The 23,186-nt window shown below is 55.2% G+C and carries 20 protein-coding genes; all 20 read left to right on the top strand.

Annotation, left to right across the window (positions count from 1 at the left end):
• The first annotated feature begins 311 nt into the window (after window positions 1-311).
• The 20 genes from HMPREF1323_RS02845 (at window position 312) to HMPREF1323_RS02750 (ending at window position 23,073) form a co-directional block, all read left to right on the top strand.
• Window positions 312-938 (top strand): HU family DNA-binding protein, encoded by a 627-nt coding sequence (locus HMPREF1323_RS02845; protein WP_044123938.1) that lies wholly within the window; start codon window positions 312-314, stop codon window positions 936-938.
• A gap of 63 nt (window positions 939-1,001) precedes the next feature.
• Window positions 1,002-2,012: a DUF4852 domain-containing protein gene (locus HMPREF1323_RS02840; RefSeq protein ID WP_009432588.1), complete on the top strand. Its 1,011-nt coding sequence runs from the start codon at window positions 1,002-1,004 to the stop codon at window positions 2,010-2,012.
• A gap of 177 nt (window positions 2,013-2,189) precedes the next feature.
• Window positions 2,190-4,673 carry a hypothetical protein gene (locus tag HMPREF1323_RS02835; protein WP_009432672.1) on the top strand — a complete coding sequence of 828 codons (2,484 nt, stop codon included), beginning with the start codon at window positions 2,190-2,192 and terminating at the stop codon, window positions 4,671-4,673.
• A 183-nt stretch (window positions 4,674-4,856) separates the two neighbouring features.
• On the top strand, window positions 4,857-6,239 hold the full coding sequence (gene murC, locus HMPREF1323_RS02830) for a UDP-N-acetylmuramate--L-alanine ligase (protein ID WP_009432539.1): 1,383 nt from the start codon (window positions 4,857-4,859) through the stop codon (window positions 6,237-6,239).
• Window positions 6,236-7,339 carry a hypothetical protein gene (locus tag HMPREF1323_RS02825; protein ID WP_009432639.1) on the top strand — a complete coding sequence of 368 codons (1,104 nt, stop codon included), beginning with the start codon at window positions 6,236-6,238 and terminating at the stop codon, window positions 7,337-7,339. Before murC ends, HMPREF1323_RS02825 begins: the two co-directional genes overlap by 4 nt.
• Window positions 7,336-8,826, top strand: a complete 1,491-nt coding sequence (locus HMPREF1323_RS02820; protein ID WP_009432596.1) for a cell division protein FtsA — start codon at window positions 7,336-7,338, stop codon at window positions 8,824-8,826. The genes HMPREF1323_RS02825 and HMPREF1323_RS02820 overlap by 4 nt, the downstream gene beginning before the upstream one ends.
• A gap of 27 nt (window positions 8,827-8,853) precedes the next feature.
• Window positions 8,854-10,332: a cell division protein FtsZ gene (ftsZ, locus tag HMPREF1323_RS02815; RefSeq protein ID WP_009432529.1), complete on the top strand. Its 1,479-nt coding sequence runs from the start codon at window positions 8,854-8,856 to the stop codon at window positions 10,330-10,332.
• Window positions 10,333-10,362: 30 nt separating this feature from the next.
• On the top strand, window positions 10,363-10,794 hold the full coding sequence (locus HMPREF1323_RS02810) for a BT0820 family HAD-type phosphatase (protein WP_009432582.1): 432 nt from the start codon (window positions 10,363-10,365) through the stop codon (window positions 10,792-10,794).
• A 43-nt stretch (window positions 10,795-10,837) separates the two neighbouring features.
• A complete protein-coding gene (locus HMPREF1323_RS02805) occupies window positions 10,838-11,305 on the top strand; it encodes a MoaF-related domain-containing protein (RefSeq protein ID WP_009432670.1) in 468 nt (155 codons plus the stop codon).
• 32 nt (window positions 11,306-11,337) lie between these two features.
• Window positions 11,338-12,084: a DNA alkylation repair protein gene (locus HMPREF1323_RS02800; protein ID WP_009432606.1), complete on the top strand. Its 747-nt coding sequence runs from the start codon at window positions 11,338-11,340 to the stop codon at window positions 12,082-12,084.
• Between the two features lie 82 nt (window positions 12,085-12,166).
• On the top strand, window positions 12,167-12,637 hold the full coding sequence (locus HMPREF1323_RS02795; protein WP_009432622.1) for a hypothetical protein: 471 nt from the start codon (window positions 12,167-12,169) through the stop codon (window positions 12,635-12,637).
• 591 nt (window positions 12,638-13,228) lie between these two features.
• The gene (locus HMPREF1323_RS02790; protein ID WP_009432649.1) at window positions 13,229-14,770 is read left to right on the top strand and encodes a glycine--tRNA ligase; all 1,542 of its coding nucleotides are present in this window, start codon (window positions 13,229-13,231) and stop codon (window positions 14,768-14,770) included.
• A 42-nt stretch (window positions 14,771-14,812) separates the two neighbouring features.
• A complete protein-coding gene (locus HMPREF1323_RS02785) occupies window positions 14,813-15,343 on the top strand; it encodes a hypothetical protein (protein WP_044123936.1) in 531 nt (176 codons plus the stop codon).
• An 18-nt stretch (window positions 15,344-15,361) separates the two neighbouring features.
• Window positions 15,362-16,120: a 5'/3'-nucleotidase SurE gene (surE, locus tag HMPREF1323_RS02780; RefSeq protein ID WP_009432661.1), complete on the top strand. Its 759-nt coding sequence runs from the start codon at window positions 15,362-15,364 to the stop codon at window positions 16,118-16,120.
• Window positions 16,121-16,124: 4 nt separating this feature from the next.
• Window positions 16,125-17,255 carry a lipid-A-disaccharide synthase gene (lpxB, locus tag HMPREF1323_RS02775; protein WP_009432571.1) on the top strand — a complete coding sequence of 377 codons (1,131 nt, stop codon included), beginning with the start codon at window positions 16,125-16,127 and terminating at the stop codon, window positions 17,253-17,255.
• 627 nt (window positions 17,256-17,882) lie between these two features.
• Window positions 17,883-18,845, top strand: coding sequence for an ROK family protein (locus HMPREF1323_RS02770; RefSeq protein ID WP_009432581.1), 963 nt, complete (start codon window positions 17,883-17,885; stop codon window positions 18,843-18,845).
• A gap of 95 nt (window positions 18,846-18,940) precedes the next feature.
• On the top strand, window positions 18,941-19,477 hold the full coding sequence (locus HMPREF1323_RS02765) for an NUDIX domain-containing protein (RefSeq protein WP_009432562.1): 537 nt from the start codon (window positions 18,941-18,943) through the stop codon (window positions 19,475-19,477).
• A 78-nt stretch (window positions 19,478-19,555) separates the two neighbouring features.
• Window positions 19,556-20,407: a sodium Bile acid symporter family protein gene (locus HMPREF1323_RS02760; protein ID WP_232203979.1), complete on the top strand. Its 852-nt coding sequence runs from the start codon at window positions 19,556-19,558 to the stop codon at window positions 20,405-20,407.
• 36 nt (window positions 20,408-20,443) lie between these two features.
• Entirely contained in the window at window positions 20,444-21,793 is a 1,350-nt protein-coding gene (locus tag HMPREF1323_RS02755; protein ID WP_009432568.1) for an alpha/beta hydrolase family protein, read from the top strand.
• Between the two features lie 824 nt (window positions 21,794-22,617).
• Window positions 22,618-23,073 (top strand): hypothetical protein, encoded by a 456-nt coding sequence (locus HMPREF1323_RS02750; protein WP_044123934.1) that lies wholly within the window; start codon window positions 22,618-22,620, stop codon window positions 23,071-23,073.
• Window positions 23,074-23,186: the final 113 nt, after the last annotated feature.

Below are 23,186 nucleotides of genomic sequence, written 5' to 3'. Positions count from 1 at the left end.
CCCCGTACATCTAAGGGGAGCAAGTAGCCCCTTCTTGAGGGAAAATTTCCACCCAACACAAGTACTCCCCCACCCCAGCGGTGCACTTCTTACAAAGCAGCGGGAGATAAGCTCCGTCCACGTCAGTAGTCTTATCATCCACGTGCGCGGATCTTTGGATTTAGGCACGTAGATGATAGGACTACGCACATAGCCGACCAAATAGCACTAAAGGTGCAGCCCTTTCTTTCCGCCCCGCCGTACTTTTGCCTCAGGAAGAGCAGAGAGCTTCTCCTATCAGTAAGATAAGTACCCCAATACACGACACGACGATGGCAAAGTACACGATGAGGCAAGTACCTCAAGGCCTTGGGAAGCATCCCAGCCAACATCCTCGCCTGATCAGCGAAGGACGACTCAGCACCGAGAACCTCTCCGAGCGTATGGCCGAGGGCTGTACCTTCTCACGCGCCGAAATTGAAGGCGTACTCCAGCTCCTCGGCGAAGAGCTCGCTAAGAGTCTTGCAGAGGGCTATATCGTATATATCGATGGCGTGGGGAGCTTCCGCCCCAAGCTCGGCTACCGCAAGGACGTTGCTCCTCCCGAAGGCGAAGAGACCGCGACACGCAATGCCACCAGCCTGGAGCTCGCCGATGTGCGCTTCCACGCTGACCGTAGGCTCGTGCAACGCACCCGTAGGGCCTGCAGGCTCCAGCGCGCACCGCAGCACAGCTACACGCGCCCTCTAGAGGGTCGTGAGCGGCGCCTTAGCCAGCTCCTCAGCTATCTACACACCCACCACATCCTCACCCGTAGCGAATATGTGAAGCTCACGGGGCTCTCCCCGACGGCTGCCACAGAAGAGCTAAAGGCCTTTGTCACAGCGGGTCATATCATGCGGAAGGGTAGCGCTTCGCACTCCACCTATCGCCTACCCAATTCTTCAGAAAACGAGTAACTTTACCCCAGAGAAAGGACATCATCCCTCCGTATTAACTCACACAAATACAGGCTATCCGATATGCGTAATTACCTCTATATCATCCTATTCCTTCTGCTTGGAACGAGCTCCATTGCTGCCCAAGAGCCCGTCACCACCATCAATGGACACACCTTCCACGTGGGCGATAGCCTCACCATAGGCCTACCTTATCAACCAGAAGAGCAGTATCAAAATGAGCCTAGCAAAAGGTACAAAACCATTAGACATCCATCATGGGAAGATAGGGAGATTCCAGCCTTCACGAGAGGAAAACTCAAGTGGAGTATTCCTACCCCTAAGAGAAACATCTTTGGAAATCTCATCGCGCAAGACACTGTGTACTTCTTGAGTCTCCCAAAGTATCCTAAGGATAGCCTTGTCGTAGAGCTTGCAAGAGCCATACAGAAGGGGGAAATCATAACTGACCCGATAGAGCATACACCTCTACACCCAGAGGCCGTGGAGCTTCTACCTGCGGATTATGTCCCTGCACTTATCAAAGCTGGCTACATGACATACTCGGATGTAGCGCTCAAGGCATACGCTCAATCTTTGGGGGATAGCGAGTCATCGCCGACCTCTAATCCCTTCGAATACCAACGCCAACGAGCTAATCTTTTAGAGAAGCTGAAGGAAGCCGTGGAGAAGTTCGACCTGAATCGAACTTACTATGCAAGGCATCAGTTCACCACCGAAGGATATGACTTCACACGATTTGGATACCCTTATGGAGAGTTATATGGGTCTACACTCCCCTACCTCTCTACTCCAGGTAACAATAAGGTCTCGCTCTACCTCACCACTCAACAGAGAATAACCTTCATCAGCGTACCTGCAGAGCGAGCTGAAATCTATGAGAAGCGCTCTGGGACTCTGGGGAATAATGCTCATACGCTCTATGCACGAGTTTACTTCCGACTACTCCCTGCAGAGAGCTATACGGAAAATGATAGCCATGTCTATCGGACGAACATCAACTTACTCGGCCTTGACGCCTATGAATACCCCCACTGCGCCTACTATCACCTCGGATCCGGTAAGGCGGAGTAAGTACCCTACCACCCATAGCCCCGCAAAAACTATTGCCCCGAGGCACTCAGACAAAGTGCCCCGGGGCAATGTACTTTAGGCAAGCTGTGTCCTTCCTCCTCTATACACAGCGAGAGGCATACAAATACTTATTAACTTTGTTCATATTATCCCCGTAAATACTAAGCGAATAGGCTTATGAGATATTCCCATACACTACTTGAAGAAGAACTGAAAAACCGCGTCGGAGAAGATTTCTTCGCTGACTTTAACCACAGCACTATTAAAGGTCGTGTAGACTTTTGCATCGCTGATAAGCAGACCTTTATGGGTGAGCCTATTGAATATCTCTGGGCAGAAGCTAAGCGAGGCAAATCCAACCTTGACCACGCGCTGGTGCAGCTCATCCTCACCATCGGAAGGGGGCAGCTACACACCAAGCAGTCACCTCCACCCTACCTCGGAGCCTTTGATGCTACGCGCATCTACTTTATACCCTTCCACAAGCTCCACGATATTTTCTGGATGAATGACTTCAATTGGAGCGTCACACCCTCTGACCACTCAACCAAAGAGTTTTCTCTCGTTGCCGAGCGTGTACAAGGCATTATCGAGGAAGAGAACCTGACGTTTGACTTTGTCAAGGATGTGAAGGAACTGCGCAAGTTCATCAAGAAGAACTTTGTCGTAGGGAAAGAGAAGACTACCAAAATACCCATCACGAAGACCAACTTCATCACGATCTATAGCAAGTGGGAGGAAGCTGTTCGCCCTACAATCGCCATTGATTGGGACACGGCCAAGAAGCAGGGCATCATCAGTGCAGACTTCTACCTCGCCGACCTACTCTCCCAAGAGGGAAGCACTCTAAAGGATCGTCTCTACGTCATCCTCAAAAACAAACACTATCGCTTAATCAAGGGGGTAGATACGTTGGGTATGATAGAATTCAAAGAGGTGCACTTCACTGATGATCAGAGAGCTTACAATGAGTTTTGGAATAAGTATCAGCGCCCTCCGAAGCAAGAGTACTGGGACTTCCTCATTGAGCGCCGTGATCTACTTGTACCGCAAGATGTCCGCGAACGTAAGGGGAGCTACTTTACTCCACGCCTCTGGGTCGAACTCTCACAGCAGTACTTAGCCGAGCACTTTGGAGATAACTGGCAGGAAGAATACTATGTGTGGGACTGTGCCGCTGGTACAGGTAACCTACTCTATGGACTGAGCGAAAAGTACCGCATCTTCGCCTCGACTCTGGATGAAGCCGATGTACGTGTCATGAAGGAGCGTGCCACAAATGGAGCCAACCTCCTCCCTGAGCATATCTTCCAGTTCGACTTCCTCAATGACGAGTTTGACTGTGGCAAGCTCCCAAAAGCACTCCAGAACATCATCCAAGATGAAGAGAAGCGCAAGAAACTAATTATCTATATCAACCCTCCATACGCTGAAGCCAGCAATTCTCGTACTATTACGAAAACTGGATCAAATCGAACAGGTGTATCACATAGCATGATTTACACAAAATATGGAACTATAATGGGCAGTTCTAAAAAGGAACTTTTTGCCCAGTTTTTAATGCGCATCTATCGGGAGCTTCCTCTAGTGAAGATTGCAGAATTTTCAACTTTGAAAATTCTGCAATCTTCATCCTCTCAGAAGTTCAGGTCAACATATCGAGCGAAGCTCGAAAAAATTTTTATTGTTCCAGCTGATACCTTTGATAATGTACGTGGACAATTCCCAATAGGATTCAAAATCTGGGATACTGCTAAAGAGGAAATCTTTAAGTGTATCATAACTGATATGTATAACTCTAAGGGGAAATTCATCGGGAAGAAAGAGGTCTATAACCTTTCACCCAAAAGTCTTGTAATTGACTGGATCAGAAAATTTGATGATACAAGTTCACCTCTCATTAGTTACATACGTCTGCTAGGAACCGATATACAACATAGCAAAGACGTCTATATCACATCACGTCCAACCGATAATGACATTAAGAAAAGCCTTACAAAGCGTATAACAAAGAATAATCTCATTCCATCTTGTATATACGCTTGTATCCGAGCTACTATACCTCCCTTATGGAGCAATGATAGGGACAACTTCAGTGATCCTGAAGTTATCGGCAATTATGGATGGTACTCCCAAGAGTTTCAATCTGACTGCCTTGCTTATATGTTGTTTGATGATAGGTATGAACGCTCTCTTGATGGAACTAACCACTGGATCCCATTCACGGAGCAGGAGGTACATGCACCTACCCTCTTCAAGAGCCACTTCATGACGGACTTTATAGCAGGCAAGCTATATAAGGAAGAGGAGCCATTAAGCAACGAGCTCTTTGAGTATGAAGCCCCAAAACAGACGCTCATTCCTCGCGAGAAGATGCGATTCTCTACCGAGGCTACAGCCATCTTTGATGCTGGACGTGCCCTGTGGCGCTACTACTTTGCACAGGCAGGTAGTGAAGCAGATCCCGATGCAGCTCTCTACGACATTCGTCTTTACTTCCAAGGACGGGATACAAAGGGTAAGATGAATAGCGACAGCCCCGACGCGAAGTATATGGAGCTGATCGGGACACTTCGTCAAGCACTCAAGCGCTTAGCGAGAAAGATAGAGCCCAAGGTCTATGAACATGGCTTCCTCCGTAGCGAAGTCACACAGCAGTAGACCACTTTCTTATTTCTACCCCATTACAAAAAGTCCAAGGGGCGCAGTGCATAGTTGTACTGTGCCCCTTTGAGCTTTTATACCTCTCATGGGAAGCCGACTTACCCGCTTTATATAAGGACTCTGGCGCTCGGTGTTACTTTCTTTGTACCTTTGCGTAAAATGGTAAAATAGAGATAGTGCATGAAGCTGTATTTTATTGGTATCGGTGGCATAGGTATGAGCGCTCTCGTGCGCTACTTCCTCAGCAAGGGAGATAGCGTAGCAGGGTATGACTTGACACCTTCGCCCCTCACACACGCCTTGAGCGAAGAGGGTGCTACCATCCACTACGAAGACGATCCCGAGCTAATCCCCGAGCCCTTCCGCACGAAGGATACCCTCGTCGTCTTCACTCCAGCCGTTCCCCACGACCACCGTGAGCTGGCTTTCTTCCGCGCACAGGGCAACCGTGTGATGAAGCGTGCTGAGCTCCTCGGCGAACTGACCCGCCGTGAGCGCGGGCTCTGCGTCGCTGGTACCCACGGCAAGACGACGACCTCTACCCTACTGGCGCACCTCCTGCGCTCGAGCCACATCGACTGCCACGCCTTCCTCGGCGGTATCTCAAATAATTACCAGACCAACTGCCTCATCTCCGAGCACAGCGACTATGCTGTGATCGAGGCCGATGAGTTCGACCGCTCCTTCCACCATCTCTCTCCATTCATCGCGGTGATCACCTCCGCGGATCCCGATCACCTCGACATCTACCATACGCCCGAGGCCTATCGGGAGAGCTTCGAGCACTTCACCTCGCTCATCAGCGCAGAGGGTGCTCTGGTGATGAAGAAGGGCATCCCCGTGACACCCCGCCTCAAGGAAGGTACGCGCCTTTTCACCTATACCGCTGGAACTGACGAAGCGGACTTCCGTGCCGACGGCATCGAGATCCGTGATGGGCATCTCTTCTTCGACTGGCACTATCCCGCTATCGAAGGGCGCCCTGCTGGTACGCTCCACGTCGAGCTCGGTGTACCTCTCCTCATCAATGTGGAGAATGCCGTAGCAGCTATGGCCGTAGCCTACCTCTGTGGAGCTACCCTCGAGGAGCTGGCCGCAGGTGTAGCCTCCTTCCGTGGGGTCTATCGCCGCTTCGACCGCCTCATCGATGATCCCCGCTGCGTGCTCATCGACGACTACGCCCACCACCCCAATGAGCTTGATCCCAGCATCCGCTCGGTGCGTGAGCTCTATCCCGACCGCAAGATCCTCGGCATCTTCCAGCCGCACCTCTATAGCCGTACGCAGGACTTCTATCGGGAGTTCGCTGCGAGCCTTGACCAGCTCGACGAAGTCATCCTTCTCGATATCTATCCCGCTCGCGAGCTCCCCATCCCAGGCGTCACTTCGCAGATGATCGCCGACGTGATGAAGCATAAGGATGTGCTTGTCCTGCCCAAGGAAGGCCTGCTCCCCGAGCTCAAGAAGCGTCAGGAGCTCCCCGAAGTCATCCTGATGGTCGGCGCTGGAGATATTGACCGCCTGGTGCCCCAGGTAGCAGATGAGATCCGCCGCAGGCTATGAAGAATAGAGCCTTCGTACGCAACCTACTCCTGCTCCTCCTGTCAGTCGCACTGATAGGGGGTATCGCGTACCTACTCATTCGCTCCCCACGCGTCACCTCCACCGACCGCTGCGAGGCTGTCACCGTCGAGGTGAAGACCGAGGCAGGTGGCGAACCGCTCTTCCTCACAGGTGACCGCATCACCGATGAGCTCGCCCGCCGTGGCATCCAGCTACGAGGGAAGCGCCTTGACTCCATCGACCTCAGAAAGATCGAGCGTACGCTACTCAGCATGCCTATCTACAAGCGTGCTGAGGCCTTCATTGCCCCCTCATCCTCCTCCGTGCAGATCCGCCTGACGGAGAAGCACCCCCTCTACATCGTGCAGGAAGCCTCGGGTAAGAGTTACTACGTCACGCAGGGTAAGGGTACCATCACGGTGAACCCCACCTTCGCGGCTTACCTCCCCATCGTCAGCGGTGCTGTAGACCTCAAGATGGCTACGGGTCCCGTCTACGACCTCATGGCCGCCCTGCGCGAAGACCCTTACTTCACCGACTACTTCGGGCAGGTCTACGTCGACGAGACCGATGGTATCGTGCTCATCCCGCGCATCGGCACGACGCGCGTCATTATGGGCCGCGAGTCTAACTGGAGTGAGAAGCTCCGTAAGTGGCGCATCTTCGCTGAGAGCGTACTCCCCAAGCGCGGGATGAATGCCTTCAGCTACGTCAACCTCGACTACGGCACGCAGATCATCACCCGCAGCCGCTATGCCCCCGAGGGCGAGACCTTCGACGAAGAAGGCGAAGTCGTCACTGCACCAGCTCCTACACCCGATCCTGCCCCCAAGCCTGCACCAGCAGTCACTGCGGCTCCCGCTCCGAAGAAGCCCGCAGCCACGGAGAAGCCCCGCGAGAAGGCTAAGGAAACCCCGAAGGACAAGCCCAAGGATAAGCCCGCAAGCAAGCCGGGCGACAAGGCGAAGACCGATAAGAAAGAGCCGAAGAAGGACCCCAAGAAGGATCCTAAGAAGCCCGCTCCTCAGCAAGCCCCCACCCCAAAGAAACCCAATAAGCCCGCCGAGAAGGGCAAACCTAACAAGCCACAGAAGAAATGAACGATCGTAGGGATAGCATATACGCCGTCATCAACATAGGCAGCACCTCCCTCTCTGGGATGCTCGCCACGAAGTCCCCACAGGGACGCGTCGTGCCCATCGCCGCCCACCGTGTCCCCACGGCAGGCTGCGTGCGCCAAGGCTCTATACACAACATCGAGGAGACTGCCAAGCGCATCTCTTCGCTTCTGGATAAGCTCAGCACCGCCCTACCCGAGGAGGCGCAGATCTCCGGCGTGTATGTAGGGCTGGAGTGCCGCTCCATGCGCTCCGAGCGCTATGACTCCTTCATCGACCTCGGTGAAGAAGGTAGCGTCGTCACCCCCGAGCACCTACTCACCCTCAAGGACCAGGTCAGTGATGCCAGCTATCCCGGCATGACGATCCTCTCCATCACGGAGCCCCGCTACCGCTGCGATGGCAAGCGTGAGTCCAACCCCAGAGGTGTGCGTTGCCGTCGTCTGGAGGCCCAGTACCTGCTCATCGTAGCCCGTCAGAACATCATCATCAACGTCCGCGAGACCATCGAAGATCGCTTGGGTCTACGCCTCTTGGGCATCCTCCCCACGCCTATCGCTGAGGCTGCTGCCACGATGACGATCGAGGAGATGGCCCTCGGCTGTGCCTACGTCAACATCGGCGGTGGTACCACCTCCATCGCTATCTATCAGGAGCGCTTCCCCGTCGCACTCTACGTCCTGCCGCTGGGTGGGAACAATGTGACACGCGACCTCACGCAGCTCTCCGTACCCCTCCTCGAGGCCGACGCTGAGAAGCTGAAGATCGAGCGAGGATCGATGAACCTCTCCGTATCTCGCACCCAAGAGATCGAGGCTAAGTCGGCTGATGGTAGTACCACCAAGCACTTCAGCCAGCTCGAGGTGAACCGCTACATCAGCGCACGTATCCTCGAGATCCTGAGCAACGTGGTGAGCATCATCCACGAAGCAGGCTGCAGTGAGAGTATCCCCAAGGGCTTCGTCTTCGCTGGTGGCGTGACGAAGACCGACCACTTCTTCGAGACGCTGCGCAAGCTCTCTCCCGAGTACCGCGAAGTCTCCCTACGCCGAGATATCTATGAGGATGGTGTTCAGAAAGAGCTCCTCTCTGACTATATCACCGAGATCGCTCTCGCAGCTCAGGCCAGCGAGCCGGGCGTAAGCTACGAGCTCCGCCCCCTTGAGTCCCTCCTGCAGGAGCAGCCCGAGGTGCGTAGCAGCGAGCCTACTGAGCCCGTAGAAGAGCCCAGGGAGAGCGAGGAAGAGTCCTACACCTACACGACCATCAGCGAAGCTCAGCGCGTCCCTCTCGACGATGATGAAGATGATTACTTCGACTACAGCGAAGAGGAGGAGGACGAAGAGGAGGAGGACACCAAGCGCGAGACGAAGCGTGAGCGTAAGGAGAAGAAGTCGTGGAGCCTCAATTCCTTCATAAACAGCATCAACGGGCTCTTCGGCGCGAATGATGGTGGTGATGATTTTTAGCCCATACCTTTAGATAAGATAGATATAATGGAACGAGGTAGCATTGAATTCGAATACTCTGGGAGTGAGATCAAGCAGCTCATCAAGGTCGTGGGCGTAGGAGGTGGTGGCGGTAATGCTGTCACGAAGATGTACACCAGCGGCTCTGTCCCTGGCGTGTCCTTCCTCCTATGTAATACCGATACCCAGGCACTCGACCGCAGTCCTGTAGTAGACAAGATCACGATCGGCCCCACCGTCACCAAGGGTCTCGGTGCTGGCGCCAAGCCTGAGCGTGCTAAGGAAGCTGCTCTTGAGAGTGAGCAGGCGATCCGTGATGCCCTCATCGAGGGCGATACGCGTATGGTCTTCATCACCGCTGGTATGGGTGGTGGTACAGGTACGGGTGCAGCTCCCATCATCGGCAAGATCGCTATGCAGGCAGGTCTGCTGACCATCGGTATCGTCACGATCCCCTTCCTCTTTGAGGGGACGGCTAAGATCCTTCAAGCACTCGAAGGGGTCAAGCAGATGCGCGAGAGTGTAGATGCCCTCCTCGTCATCAACAACCAGCGCCTCATCGAGGTGTACAAGAACTTCACCGTCTCCGAAGCCTTCGCCAAGGCGGACGATACGCTGAGCAATGCCGCACGTGGTATCTCCGATCTGGTGAATATCGCTGGTACGATCAACCTTGACTTCGCTGACGTCGATACGACCCTGCGCAATGGCGGTGTCGCTGTCATCAACACGGGCTACGCAGAAGGGCCTGAGCGTATGACTCTGGCTATCCAGGAGGCACTCAATTCGCCCCTCCTTAACAACAACAATATCAGCAAGGCACGCCACCTCCTGATCAACGTCTACGAGGGCGATGAAGAGCCTCTCACGATCCCCGAGCTCACCGAGCTACAGGCCTTCACCGAGGACTTCTCCGACGATGTCAAGACGATCTATGGTACGGCCCGTGTCAATGATATAGGCAAGAAGATCGGTGTGACGATCCTCGCCTCGGGCTTCGGCTTCGACGAAGACATCTTCCTGCCCACGACGCCCAAGGCTAAGGATCCACTCTCCAAGATCAGCGAAGAGAAGGAGCGCGACGAGCAGCAGCGCCTCATCGAGCGTGTCTACGGTGGTGCCGCTACCAAGCGTACGAAGGCCGAGCCTGTCGCCCTGAGCATCGACGAGCTTGATGACGAAGAGCTCATCATCATCCTCGAGGAGACACCTTCCTTCCGCCGAGATCACCGCATCTTCGAGAGCAAGCGCGTAGACAAGACCAACAACAGAGCGATCCGTATCAACAACTATGGTACGGCCAGCCAGAGCGCTCGTGAGCGTAGCACGCTGTCGGCCTTCGACCTGCATACGCCCCGCCCCGAGCCTTCGCAGTACACGACGAGCTCGACGACCTTCACCACCTCTACGCCATCACGTCCAGAGCCCGTAGAGGAGGCCACTCAGCCCGAAGAAGAGAAGACCGAGGAGACGCCTGAGAACGTTATCCGCTTCTCTGGATTCTAAAACTCTATCCTATACTCCCCCACTCTACTGATGATTATAGCTGTTGACTTCGACGGCACGATCGTGCGTCACCGTTATCCCAAGATCGGCGAGGAAATCCCCTTCGCCACCCAGACCCTCGCGATGCTGATCCGTGATGGGCATCGTCTCATCCTCTGGACTGTCCGTGAGGGCGCTCTGCTGGACGAAGCCGTCGAGTGGTGCCGTCAGCGTGGCGTAGAGTTCTACGCCATCAATAGAGACTTCCCCGAGGAAGACGCTACGGGGTCGGGCTTCTCGCGCAAGCTCAAGGCCGATCTCTTCCTCGATGACCGCAGCTTTGGTGGCCTGCCAGACTGGGGTACGATCTACCACCGCATCCAGGCTGGTAAGGCTCTCGACGGCGAGTGGCACCGACTGGGTCTCTACGAAGAGGAGGAGGAGAAGCGGGGCTTCTTCTCGCGTCTCTTCTCGCGTGACTAAGCCGCATCGCACCTACATACTACACATTAGCCATAGATCTATCATGTATCTACGCCCTCTTTTCACCCTTGCCGCTGCGCTCTCACTCCTCACAGCGTGCAGTGGGGACTCCTCTGGCACTAAGACGAGCCAAGAGGACGCACCTCCCGTACAGACTACGGATACGACACTCGTCGGGAAGCGCCTACACCTGCGCTTTCCTGAGAACGTCTCTACCGTCGAGTACCTATCGCATAAGCACCTCTTCTGGAAGAGTAAGGACTCCGTCCACGGTAGCAAGGAGGGCGAAGACAACTACAGCGCCATACGTATCGGCGCGAGTGTCTTCTTCGTCAACTGGGTCGAGGCCGATGGCACGACCGTGAGCCAGGTCCTTGACCTCAGTGAGCGTACCTGTCAGGCATTCATCACCTCAAATGTCTACTCGCGCAACCAAGCCTCGCGTAGTACCTCCGTCCTCTCTGGCACCATCGAGAAGATCGAGGATGCCAATCACCTGCTCTTCGACTAATTCCCCACGGGGGCTTTTGCTATACAAGGCCTATGTCCAGCCTCTACCGCATCGACGAGCGAAGCATCACAGAGCACCTTCTGGAGCTTGCTCAGCAGGGCAATCAGCCCTTTACCCAGCGACTACATCCCGATATAGCAGGCGTACTCGGTGTACGTCTGCCCGATCTACGTGCGCTCGCTCGGCGTATCGTGCGTAGTGGGAGCTGGCCTGCTTACCTTGCGGAAGCTGAACGCGGAGAGCGCCCCAAAGAGGAGGACTTCATGGAGGCACGTACCCTGCAGGGTCTCGTCCTCGGTATGCTCCCTGTGGGTGACTTCTCCGACTACCTCCTCCACCTCTCACGCTGGGTGCGGGTCATCCACTCCTGGTCGGTCTGCGACTCCTTCAGCCTCCCCCAGCCGAAGAAGCTCCTCCGTGAGCATGGCCCCGAGCTCTGGGCGTTCTTCCTCCCCTACCTCCAGCACCGCGGGGAGTATGAGGTGCGCTTCGGCATCGTCGCCCTCATGCAGTACTTCATCGATGCCGAGCATATAGACGAACTACTCCGCCATTACCTCGCCGTGAGCCATGAGGGCTACTATGTGCGTATGGCGCTGGCGTGGGCTATCGCTGAGTGTTACACCTTCTACCCCACCGAGACCCACCCCTACCTCGCTGAGAAGCGCTTCGATCCGTGGGTGCACAACAAGGCCATCCAGAAGATCTGCGAGTCGCGCCGCATCGATCCCGACACCAAGACCCTACTCAAGGCTCTACACGTAAAGGCCTCGAAATAGCCCCCTTCAGCGAAGGCGTAGAGATTCCTACGATTCTCTATCTTTGGAGTAGCAATACTCACTACCTAACTCCGACGAACCTATGAATAGTAAGCTCCTTATAGGGGGACTTGCTCTCTTCCTTCTTCTCCCCAACTTGGGCTGTGAGAAGAGCGCAAAGCAAGCCCTGCCTACCTCCCAAGGAGAAGCAAAGAGAGGGCATCTATCCAGCTTGGAGAACTTCTCCGAAAGCGAGCTCAGCGCTTTCACCGCCACGTATGATCCCACCGATCCTAAGAGCAAAGAGAAGGCCATCAGTACACTGGACAAAGCTGTGAAGCTATTCGTCTCCCCTAAGATCAATACGAAGCTGAGCGAGTCGGCCCAATGCGTCATTGATTCAGACAACACCACAGGCCGCGCATGGGTCAGCTCCCTCTCTATCTATCGCCCACGTGAGATTCCCTTCTACGAGCAATTTATGCTCATCTGCAATGCCCATCCATCCCCGAGTGGACAGGAAGGTATGTGGGATCTCTTCACCAGAGAAGGCGAGATCAGCATCCTGTACTGATAGCGCATTCCCCCTACCTTGTGCGGGACGCTTTCGGCTAAGCCGAGGGCGTCCCGCACGGGTATTTATACCCATCCACTACGGCGATGACGTGGTGACCTATATGGGACTTCTCCCCTCCCTGTGCGAGAAATGATGCTGTCGCCATAGTGCTATAAGTCGCCTCCTATACGCCCAAAGCTTGATCTCGGTACGTAGATTTATAGACCCTGCACGTAGATCCTATCATCCACCTACGTAGTCCTAAGATCCACGTACCGAGATAAAGCTTTAGTCGTAGTCCTAAGAGACTTTTCCACCACGCGTGCGGGAGTTTTCCTGCACTCCTTCGGAACTTATTCTGTAGAGATATAGAGCCCGACACTGAGGTGGATGGAGAACTTATACCTACTCGCCGAAATGACACTTCTATACGGACGAGAGTCACCCGTCCGAAGTGCGGGCAGCGAGCGGGCCTTTCGGAGCCGATCCGTAGCGTACGTAAGTAGAGGAGAATGTGTAACTTTGTGGACTGTGCGCACCTCGCATCGGTGCGTCGCAGCTATCACATCGATACAATCCAAATAGATAATAGAATAAGCAACTGCTCTCATGGCACAGCAAGAAGACCTCTTTAAGAAGGTGATCGCCCACTGTAAGGAATACGGCTTCGTCTTCCCCTCCTCCGAAATCTACGACGGCCTCGGCGCTGTCTACGACTACGGACAGCTCGGTAGCGAACTGAAGAACAACATCAAGCGCTACTGGTGGGAGGCGATGACCCTCTTGGCTCCTAACGTCGTAGGGATCGACTCAGCGATCTTCATGCACCCCAAGATCTGGAAGGCCTCTGGTCACGTCGATGCCTTCAATGACCCCCTCATCGACAACAAGGACTCGAAGAAGCGCTACCGCGCTGACGTCCTCATCGAGGATCAGCTGGCGAAGATCGAGGAGAAGATCAATAAGGAGGTAGCCAAGGCTGCGAAGAAGTTCGGCGAGAGCTTCGACGAAGCACAGTTCCGCTCTACCAACGGCCGTGTACTCGAGTATCAGGCTAAGTGGGAAGAGCTGCACAACCGCTTCGCTGCTGCTATGAACGATACCAACCTCGAGGAGCTGCGTCAGATCATCCTCGACTACGAGATCGTCTGCCCGATCAGCGGCACGCGCAACTGGACGGAGGTCCGTCAGTTCAACCTTATGTTCGCCACCGAGATGGGCTCCACGGCCGACGGTGCGATGAAGGTCTATCTGCGCCCCGAGACGGCTCAGGGGATCTTCGTGAACTTCCTCAATGTACAGAAGACAGGCCGTATGAAGGTACCCTTCGGTATCGCACAGATCGGTAAGGCCTTCCGCAATGAGATCGTTGCCCGTCAGTTCATCTTCCGTATGCGCGAGTTCGAGCAGATGGAGATGCAGTTCTTCGTCCGCCCTGGTGAGGAGCTCAAGTGGTTTGACTTCTGGAAGGACCTGCGTCTTCGCTGGCACAAGGCCCTCGGCCTCGGCGACAAGAAGTACCGCTACCACGACCACGAGAAGCTGGCGCACTACGCCAACGCTGCTACGGACATCGAGTTTGAGATGCCCTTCGGCTTCAAGGAAGTAGAAGGCATCCACAGCCGTACGGACTTCGACCTGAAGCGTCACGAGGAGTTCAGTGGCAAGAAGATGCAGTACTTCGATCCAGAGCTGGGTGAGAGCTATGTGCCCTACGTCATCGAGACCTCTATCGGTGTCGACCGTATGTTCCTCAGCCTCATCTGTGGCTCCTACGAAGAGGAAGCCCTCGAGGGTGGTGACAAGCGTACGGTCCTTCGCCTGCCGGCAGCTCTCGCTCCTGTCAAGCTCGCTATCCTGCCTCTGGTACGTAAGGACGGCCTCGATGCCAAGGCACAGGAGATCTACGACGAGCTGAAGTTCGACTTCAACTGCCAGCTCGATGAGAAGGACTCTATCGGTAAGCGCTACCGCCGTCAGGACGCTATCGGTACGCCCTACTGCGTCACCATCGACCACCAGACGATGGAGGATGGTACCGTCACCCTGCGTCACCGCGACACGATGCAGCAGGAGCGCGTCGCTATCAGCGAGCTCTCCCACATACTCTACGAGGCTACTTCGCTGAAGAGCCTGCTGCGCAAGATCTAACCTCCACCCAAGAGAGGTACCCACCACTTCATCTAAGAGACAATGATGATAAGCAAGATCACCACAGGCCTCGCCCTGCTTACGCTCCTCAGCCTCACGAGCTGCAATAGCACTATCGACGTCGCCCAGGAGCGCCGTGCCACGAATGAGCGGGCCTTCCGCGCCTTCGCCGACAGCACGGACTTCCAGCGCGTCACCGTACCCGGTATCACGGGTAGTGGCTTCATCTATATGAAGGTCACCAAGGCAGGCGATGCGTCTGTCGGGGTAGACTATACCGATGCCGTCACGCTCTTCCGTGACGCCTACTCGACGAGCGACTGGATCAAGGATAACCTCAAGGCCATGCGTGTGCGCCAGACCCTTGACCTCAACTCCGTCCAGCAGGAGACCGTCGCCAAACTCCCCATAGGCCTACAGATCGCTGTGCAGAACCTCCATCAGGGAGCAGAAGCCTCTATCGTAGTACCCTGGTACCTCAATACCAACAATATGGTGGAGCGTACCGAGAGCTATACCTCACTATATTACCGTGTCCGCCTCGGGAGCGTCATCAAGCCCTCCGCGAACTAAGGATCCTATACCCTATAGATGCATATACTCCTCAGCAATGACGACGGCTTCCGCGCCGCAGGTATCCAAGAGCTCGCTCAGGCGATGCTCGCCTTCGGTCAGGTGACTATCGTCGCTCCAGACGGGCCCCGCTCGGGCTTCTCTGGCGCTATCACCACGACCCAACCTCTGCGCCTCAAGCACCGCACCACCGAAGGCAACCTCGCTGTATATAGCTGCGAGGGTACGCCTGTGGACTGCGTCAAGCTCGCACTGAATACCCTCTTCGTAGACCAGCGCCCCGACCTCATCATCTCGGGCATCAACCACGGGAGCAACGAGGGCATCTGCGTGAGCTACTCCGGCACGCTCGGTGCTGCCCGCGAAGGCTGTATCTACGGCATCCCATCGCTGGCCGTGTCGCTCGATGACACCGCTTGGCACCCCGACTTCTCCGACAGCATCGACTACACCATACGTGTCGTGAAGATGATGCTTGAGAAGCCCCTACCCTGGCAGACGATGCTCTCGCTGAACGTCCCCAAGACGAAACCCAAGGGTCTGAAGGTATGCCCCATGACTGTAGGTCGCTTCGTCGAGGAGTTCGTCCACTCAGAGGACGGCAAGGGTAAGCGTATCCACTGGCTCACGGGTCGCCAAGATCCCGCCGAGGATACCAAGCAAGCCGACTGGCACTACCTCAAGGATAGCTGGGCGACGCTCACGCCCCTCCAGCTCGACTGCACGAACTATCAGTGGCTCGAGGAACTCGAAGCCCTGGCCCAACGCTCAGCATAGCACCATGCGCTACTTCTTAGTCGCAGGCGAAGCCTCTGGCGACCTCCACGCCTCGGCGCTCATACGGGCGCTGCAGGCTGAGGATCCAGAGGCTTCGTTTGCTTTTATGGGTGGAGATAAGATGGAGGCCGCAGCAGGTGTCGCCCCCATCGTCCACTACCGTGAGATCGCATTCATGGGCATCGTCAGCGTCGTCAAGAACCTCGGGAAGCTCACCCGCATCGGCCGGCAGATACAGGCTGCTATGCGGGACTTCGCCCCCGATGTGGTCATCCCTGTGGACTACGCAGACTTCAACTTCCGCTTCATCCTCCCTTACGCCAAGAAGGAGCTACGCTGCCCCGTCATCTACTACATCCTCCCCAAGCTCTGGGCGTGGAGAGCAGGGCGCATACGCCAGCTCCGCCGCTATGTAGACCTCGGGCTGAGTATCCTACCCTTTGAGACCAGCTACTTCAGCGACCGCGGCCTCCGCACAGCGTATATAGGTAACCCTTGTGTAGATGCTAAGCTCACCTACCTCGCTGAGCATCCCGAGCCCATAGAGCGAGAGCAGATGCTCCTCCTCGTCCCAGGGAGCCGTCAGTCTGAGCTGCGGGACAACCTCCCCGAGATGCTCGCAGCCACCGCTGCCTATTCTCAATTGGGCTGGCGTGTCGTCATCGCTGGTGCTCCAGGACTTACCGCTGCAGACTACGCCCCCCACCTCGGTAAGTACAGCGATACCCCCATCCTCTTCGGAGATACCTACGGACTCATGCGCCGTGCCCATGCTGCCCTGGTCACCTCGGGGACGGCGACGCTGGAGGCAGGCTTATGGGGCATCCCTATGGTCGTCTGCTATCGTATGGGCGGTAGGCGCATCGCTCGCCTCGTCTTCGAGCACCTCTTCCGTGTGCCTTACTTCTCGCTGGTCAACCTCATCTTGGATCGCCCTGCTGTCCCCGAGCTCCTCGCCGACCGCGCACACTCCGTACAGATCCTCTCGATTCTCTCCCGCCTCATCCCCGAGGAGGATCACCGCCGCACCGACCAGCTGCAGGCACTGGCCCAGCTGCAGGAGCTGATGGGCACAGAACCCAGCGCCCCACGCGCCGCAAGAGCTATCCTGAGCTACCTCCACGAAGCGCGATAAGCACCCTACTCTACCCCCTCTGTGAGCTGGGGAAAACAAGTGGGTAAGCGTGGGATAAATAGGAGACTCATCCCCACCCCTCCAGCGACGACCTTACTCCCCTCTTCCCCCTTCCCTCGGGGTGTAGATAACTCACGAGATTATCCCACCCTAATACACATACCGAAGGATGCGAGAAAAGGGAAAGCAATCCCCCGAGATGTGGATGCCTTCCCCTCGACTGCGCCCAAAGCCCAGCTATAAGTGGGAAGTCACTTGTGAATACCCTGTGGGCAGGAAGCGCAAAGCATTAGGATAAGTCCGTGGAGGAGCCAAGTGGAGGAAGTGAAGGTGTAAGCAGATTACCCACGATTCCACCGACTATAATAACAATAGGAGATAGAGAGAAAAAAATTTATTCTTCCTCTATATACTTCACTTATATTAAGCACTGGGGATAAGTCGAGCCCTCGGGGTCGGGAGGCCTGGATGTAAGGCACACCACTACCCTATGCTGGTGTCTTATGGTACCGACTTGTGGGACTCCACGCGGGGAATGCGTGGGGGGCGAAGTTAACTGATCGGTGAAAAAAACTATCTTTGTTCAATAACAAGAATATCTCACATCATAGTACACAAGCACAGCTAATGGAAAAGCCCTATGTAATAGGTGTAGACCTCGGTGGGACGAACACCGTCTTTGGTGTCGTCGACGCCCGTGGTAATGTCGTCGTCAATGCCTCGATCAAGACTGGTACGCACAACGATATTGAGCTCTACCTGAATGACCTCGTCACAGGCCTCAACATGCTCATCGAGCAGGTCGGTGGTAAGGACAAGATCCGTGGTATCGGTGTAGGTGCGCCTAACGGTAACTACTTCAACGGCTCTATCGAGTTCGCCCCCAACCTCCCTTGGAAGGGTAAGATCCCCTTGGCTCAGATGATCCAGGACCGCATCGGTATCCCCGTAGCACTCACCAACGACGCTAACGCTGCCGCTATCGGTGAGATGACCTATGGTGCTGCACGTGGTATGAAGGACTTCATCGTCATCACCCTCGGTACTGGCGTCGGTAGTGGTATCGTCGTCGGTGGTCAGCTCGTCTACGGGCACGATGGCTTCGCTGGCGAACTCGGTCACATGATCGTCCGCCGCAATGGGCGTATGTGCGGCTGTGGACGTCAGGGCTGCCTCGAGACCTACACGTCGGCTACGGGTGTAGCACGTACGGCTCGCGAATACCTCACTATCCGCTCCGACGAGAGCAAGCTCCGTGAGCTGGATATCGACACGATCACGAGTAAGGACGTCTTCGACGCGGCTTCGACTGGCGACCGTCTCGCTCTCGAGATCTTCGAATCTACGGGGGCTATCCTCGGCGAAGCCTGCGCGGACTTCGTCACCTTCTCCTCTCCCGAAGCGATCATCTTCTTCGGGGGTCTCACCAAGGCTGGTGACCTCCTGATGAACCCCATCCGCCACCACATGGAGAAGAACATCCTCAAGATCTACGAAGGCAAGACCAAGCTCCTCGTCTCTCAGCTCAAGGAGAGCGACGCTGCCGTCCTCGGTGCCAGCGCTCTCGGCTGGGAAGCCAAGGAAATCTAATCTCCTTCGATCCCTATGATGACAGACGAGCCGGTGCACTGCCGCGCTCGTCTGTTGTCTTTCCTCCCATACGACTTCCCTACCCCTTATTTCCTATGCACACACATCCACTATCGAGCTTCAGCTACTGCCCTCGCTGCGGGCAGAAGGGGCTAGAGCATGTACACGGCCGTGCTATCCACTGCCCGAGCTGTGACCTCACTTACTTCCACAATGTAGCCTCGGCTGTCGCTTGCTTCGTCCTTGATGAGGCGGGGCGTCTTCTCACTGTGCGCCGTGCACGTGATCCGGAGAAGGGCACGCTGGACCTCCCAGGGGGCTTCGTAGATCCCGAGGAGACGGTGGATGATGCCGTGCGTCGTGAGCTGCGCGAAGAGACGGGTCTCGAGGCAAAGGAGGTGCGTCTACTCTTCTCGATCCCCAATGTCTACCCCTATTCGGGGATCGATGTCTATACGGCGGATCTCTTCTACCTGACGCGTGTGAAGAGCTTCGACGGGGCGACGGCTATGGATGATGCTGGTGAGCTGGTCATCGTCGACCCAGCAGATCTCCGTCCCGAGGCCTTTGGTCTACGCTCTATACGTGCCGGTGTAGAGCGCATCGTAGCCGATCCTAAGCTCATCGGATAACGTACCTATTTTTGTCCTCCTATGCTCGGTAGCCTTTGGAGTCGGCTGAAGGGCTTTACCCCGCTCTTCTTCATAGCGATGGGGCTCTTATCGTGGCGTATCACAGCGCCCTATGGTTGGTTGGCGCCGTGGATCATCTCGGCGATGCTCTTCTTCGCTGTGCTCAATATGCCACCCAGCGCTGCTGCTCCACGACCGAAGCACCTCCTGCTTTTCGTCCTCCAGATAGCTATCGGGGGGACGCTCTACTTCATTCTCTCGGCGTGGGATCACGTCATCGCTACGAGTCTCTTCATGTGCTTCCTCGCACCAGCAGCGGCAGCAGCGGGGGCGATGACGAACCTCATGGATGGTGATACAGGCTTCGCTACGGGCTACACCATCGTCACACACGGGCTGATCTGCCTGGTAGCACCCTTCCTACTCCCCCTACTTGATTCGCACAGCCATCTGCCCTTCTGGACGCTCTCAGGGCAGATAGCGCTCCTCGTCGTCCGTATGGTCATCCTACCTATCGTGCTGGCATGGCTCGTGCGCGGTGTGATGAAGAGCATGGGGAAGACCCCTCACCCACCGAAGAAACTCACCTACCTCTTGTGGCTCTCCTCGCTGCTCTTCATCTTGGGGAAGAGTGTCTCTTTCGTCTTGAAGGAAGGGTCGGAGCAGGTCGGGCTACTCATCGCTTCCTTCGCTGTCGGGCTCTTGGCGTGCGCTATTCAGTTCACACTCGGCAGTCATCTGGCGCACCGTATCGGCGTCGAGGAGGTAGCATGCCGTCAGTCTATGGGGCAGAAGAATACCGCCCTAACGCTCTGGCTCTGCATCACCTTCATGCATCCGCTCGTAGCTCCTGGTATAGCGGGCTATATCGCTTGGCAGAACTTCTTCCTCACCTACTACATGAATCGCCGACGCCGTCTCAAAGGCTGAGGCCTCACACCACTACGCACTACTATCTCTACCACTATGAGACGCTTCCTTCTCTCCCTCTTTCTTCTCCTCCCCTTCGTCGTGAGCGCACAGAGCCTCCGTGGGGATTGGTCGGGTAAGCTCTCGCTCCCTATGGGCAAGCTCCGTATGGTCATCCACCTCACCGAAGAGGCGGGGCGCTGGTCGGCTACCCTGGATAGCCCAGACCAAGGTGCCTACGGGCTACGTGCCGATGAGGTGCACGTCTCGGGCGATAGCCTGCGTATGGAGCTTCGTAGCCTACGCCTGACCTATACCGCCGTGCGCACGGCAGATGACAAGCTCTCGGGCAACTTCCAGCAGGGCGGTATGAGTCTCCCGCTGGATATGGAGCGCTCAATCGAGAAGCAAGACGCTCCCCAAGCACCTGCCACCTATACGGAGGAGGAGCTAAGCATCCCCGTCTCGGGCTCGTCTGTCATTCTCTCGGGCAGCCTTGCCCTGCCTAAGACGGGGCAGTCGCCTTATCCTACGCTCGTCCTGATCACGGGCAGTGGCCCGCAGGATCGTGATGAGACGATCTTCGGCTGTAAGCCTTTCTTGGATATTACCCGCCGACTGACCGAAGCGGGCTTCGCTGTCTTCCGCTACGACGACCGAGGTGTAGGTAAGAGCACGGGGATCTTCATGGCCTCGCATGTGCAGGACTTCGTACGGGATGCCGAGGCGGTGGTCAAGGCTATGAAGGAGCACAAGGCAGTGAATCCTCAGCGGATCTTCCTCCTAGGCCACAGCGAAGGGAGCTATATTGCCTCGAAGGTGGCAAGCCAAGATCGCTCGCTTGCTGGTATTGTTTCGCTCGCTGGTCCAGTGTTTGGTATGGATCGGATCCTCGCTGATCAGATGGATGCCCTCAGCCTACTGGGAGGAAAGAGCGACGAGGAGCGTGCCACCCTACGCAAGGGGAACCTTGAGGTCTACGGCCTGATGCAGGACAAGCGCCTCTCGCTCGATGAAGTGAAGGCAAAGGCCTCTAAGGTCGTTGAGCGGCTCCTGCCTGTCATGACTTCGGATACAACGATGTACGCTACGATACGCACGCAGATCATGGGGCAGTTCACGCCCTATCTGCGGGAACTTCTTCAGCTGGATATCGCAGGGACGTGGCGTGCGGTGAAGTGCCCCGTCATCGGGCTCTTCGGCGAGATGGATAAGCAGGTCTTACCCTCCAATGCGGCCGAGCTACTGCGTCTCCAGCCCAAGGCTCAGGTGCAGGTCTTCCCTAAACTCAATCATCTCTTCCTACCTTCGTCTACGGGCTCGCCTATGGAATATCCTATGCTGAGAGGGCACTTCTCTGCCGACGCGCTTGACTTCTTAGTGCGTTCGCTGACCACTTTGAAGTAGCCTCCTCCTACACAAGCCAAATCATAGACGGGCTGAGCGCCTCACCTCTCTTGCAGGAGGTATGAGGTGCTCAGCCCGCTTTGTATACGTACCTTTCTACGAGATGGAGTGGGGGGAGTATAGTCCTTCTTTGGAGACTGTTGCCGAGAGTTCTGCCCTCTATTTAGAGTGCTAAGGCATCGCACGCGGCTCCCCGATATGCCTCTCCGAAGCGGTACGTAAGCACTTCGCTTTATCACAAGTATTCCTCTTATCCTGCGGAGGGAAAAGTGCTATTCTCGTGAAGAAAAAAGCGCCTTCACGTAGTGTTTTTCCTCTGTCTATGCACGTAGATTTAAAGACCAGGCACGTAAATCCAAATATCCACGTACGTAGATATTAGAGCCACGTACGTAGTCCAAACTTATCTGCCACTCGTTCGCAACTTTTATCCTTACGCGAAGCAATGAACTAATATAGGTCGTCGCAGTGACCTATATAGCTTCACTCAGCGACCAATATAGGTTTGCATCCGAACGACTATTGGTCCGAGGGCAAACTACTATTGCTTATCCGTAGCCCCCCTTACTGCTTCACGCCACCTCCTTTGGTAAGAGTGATCCGTACCCCTTCGGTTGGTAAGCTGTGTGTATCACTAATTAGCTGCTCTTAGGTACGGTTGTATTGGAGATATTGTGCTTCACTTGCTCTCTGAAAAATAATTCATACCTTTCTCAAGCAAAAGGACATGCGCTGTCCTCTGAAACTCCAAACGAGCCCGTGGATCAGCTGGTCTCGAGCTACCAACGAAGTGTACCATTGTTTAACTCTAAATAGTAACTATTATGCGTACTTACTTATCTGGTATCATACTCTTCCTCTTGGCATGCGTGTCATGTACCGAGAAGGAGCTTCCTATCCCCACAACTCAGGATCTGTCTGGTACGATCTGGGAGTCAGAATTCAAGGTTGATACGGAGGATGGGAAAGTCCCAGCGAAGTTGACTTTCTACTTTAACTCTGAGGATGAGGTGAGAGTTTATTTAGTTGGACCTAGGTTTACTCGTAATAATATGAGGGGGGAGTACTCACTGAATAAGAATATTCTAAAGCATACAGTATGGGTACTATCCCCTGATGGCATCATAACTGAGGAGGTAAAGTCTACGTGGATCATAAGGAAGAGGACAGAGAAGACTATGGTCTGGGATCCTACTCCTCAAGGGGTTGATTTTAGGGACTATATTTATTTGCGTGGAGCAGTGATAAAAGAACCGATAACGCTCTATAAGAAGTCTTAGCAAAGTGACTGGCTTTCCACCCCGATGGAGAGCCAGTTGCTTTATATAAAAGGGGCAAGATTGTGAATTATTAGCTATCTTCGTAACCTATATAGGACCACATTATAGATCAT

It is taken from the genome of Porphyromonas sp. oral taxon 279 str. F0450, assembly GCF_000292995.1.
GTDB lineage: Bacteria > Bacteroidota > Bacteroidia > Bacteroidales > Porphyromonadaceae > Porphyromonas > Porphyromonas pasteri.
This window is presented reverse-complemented; position numbering and strand designations above follow the sequence as displayed.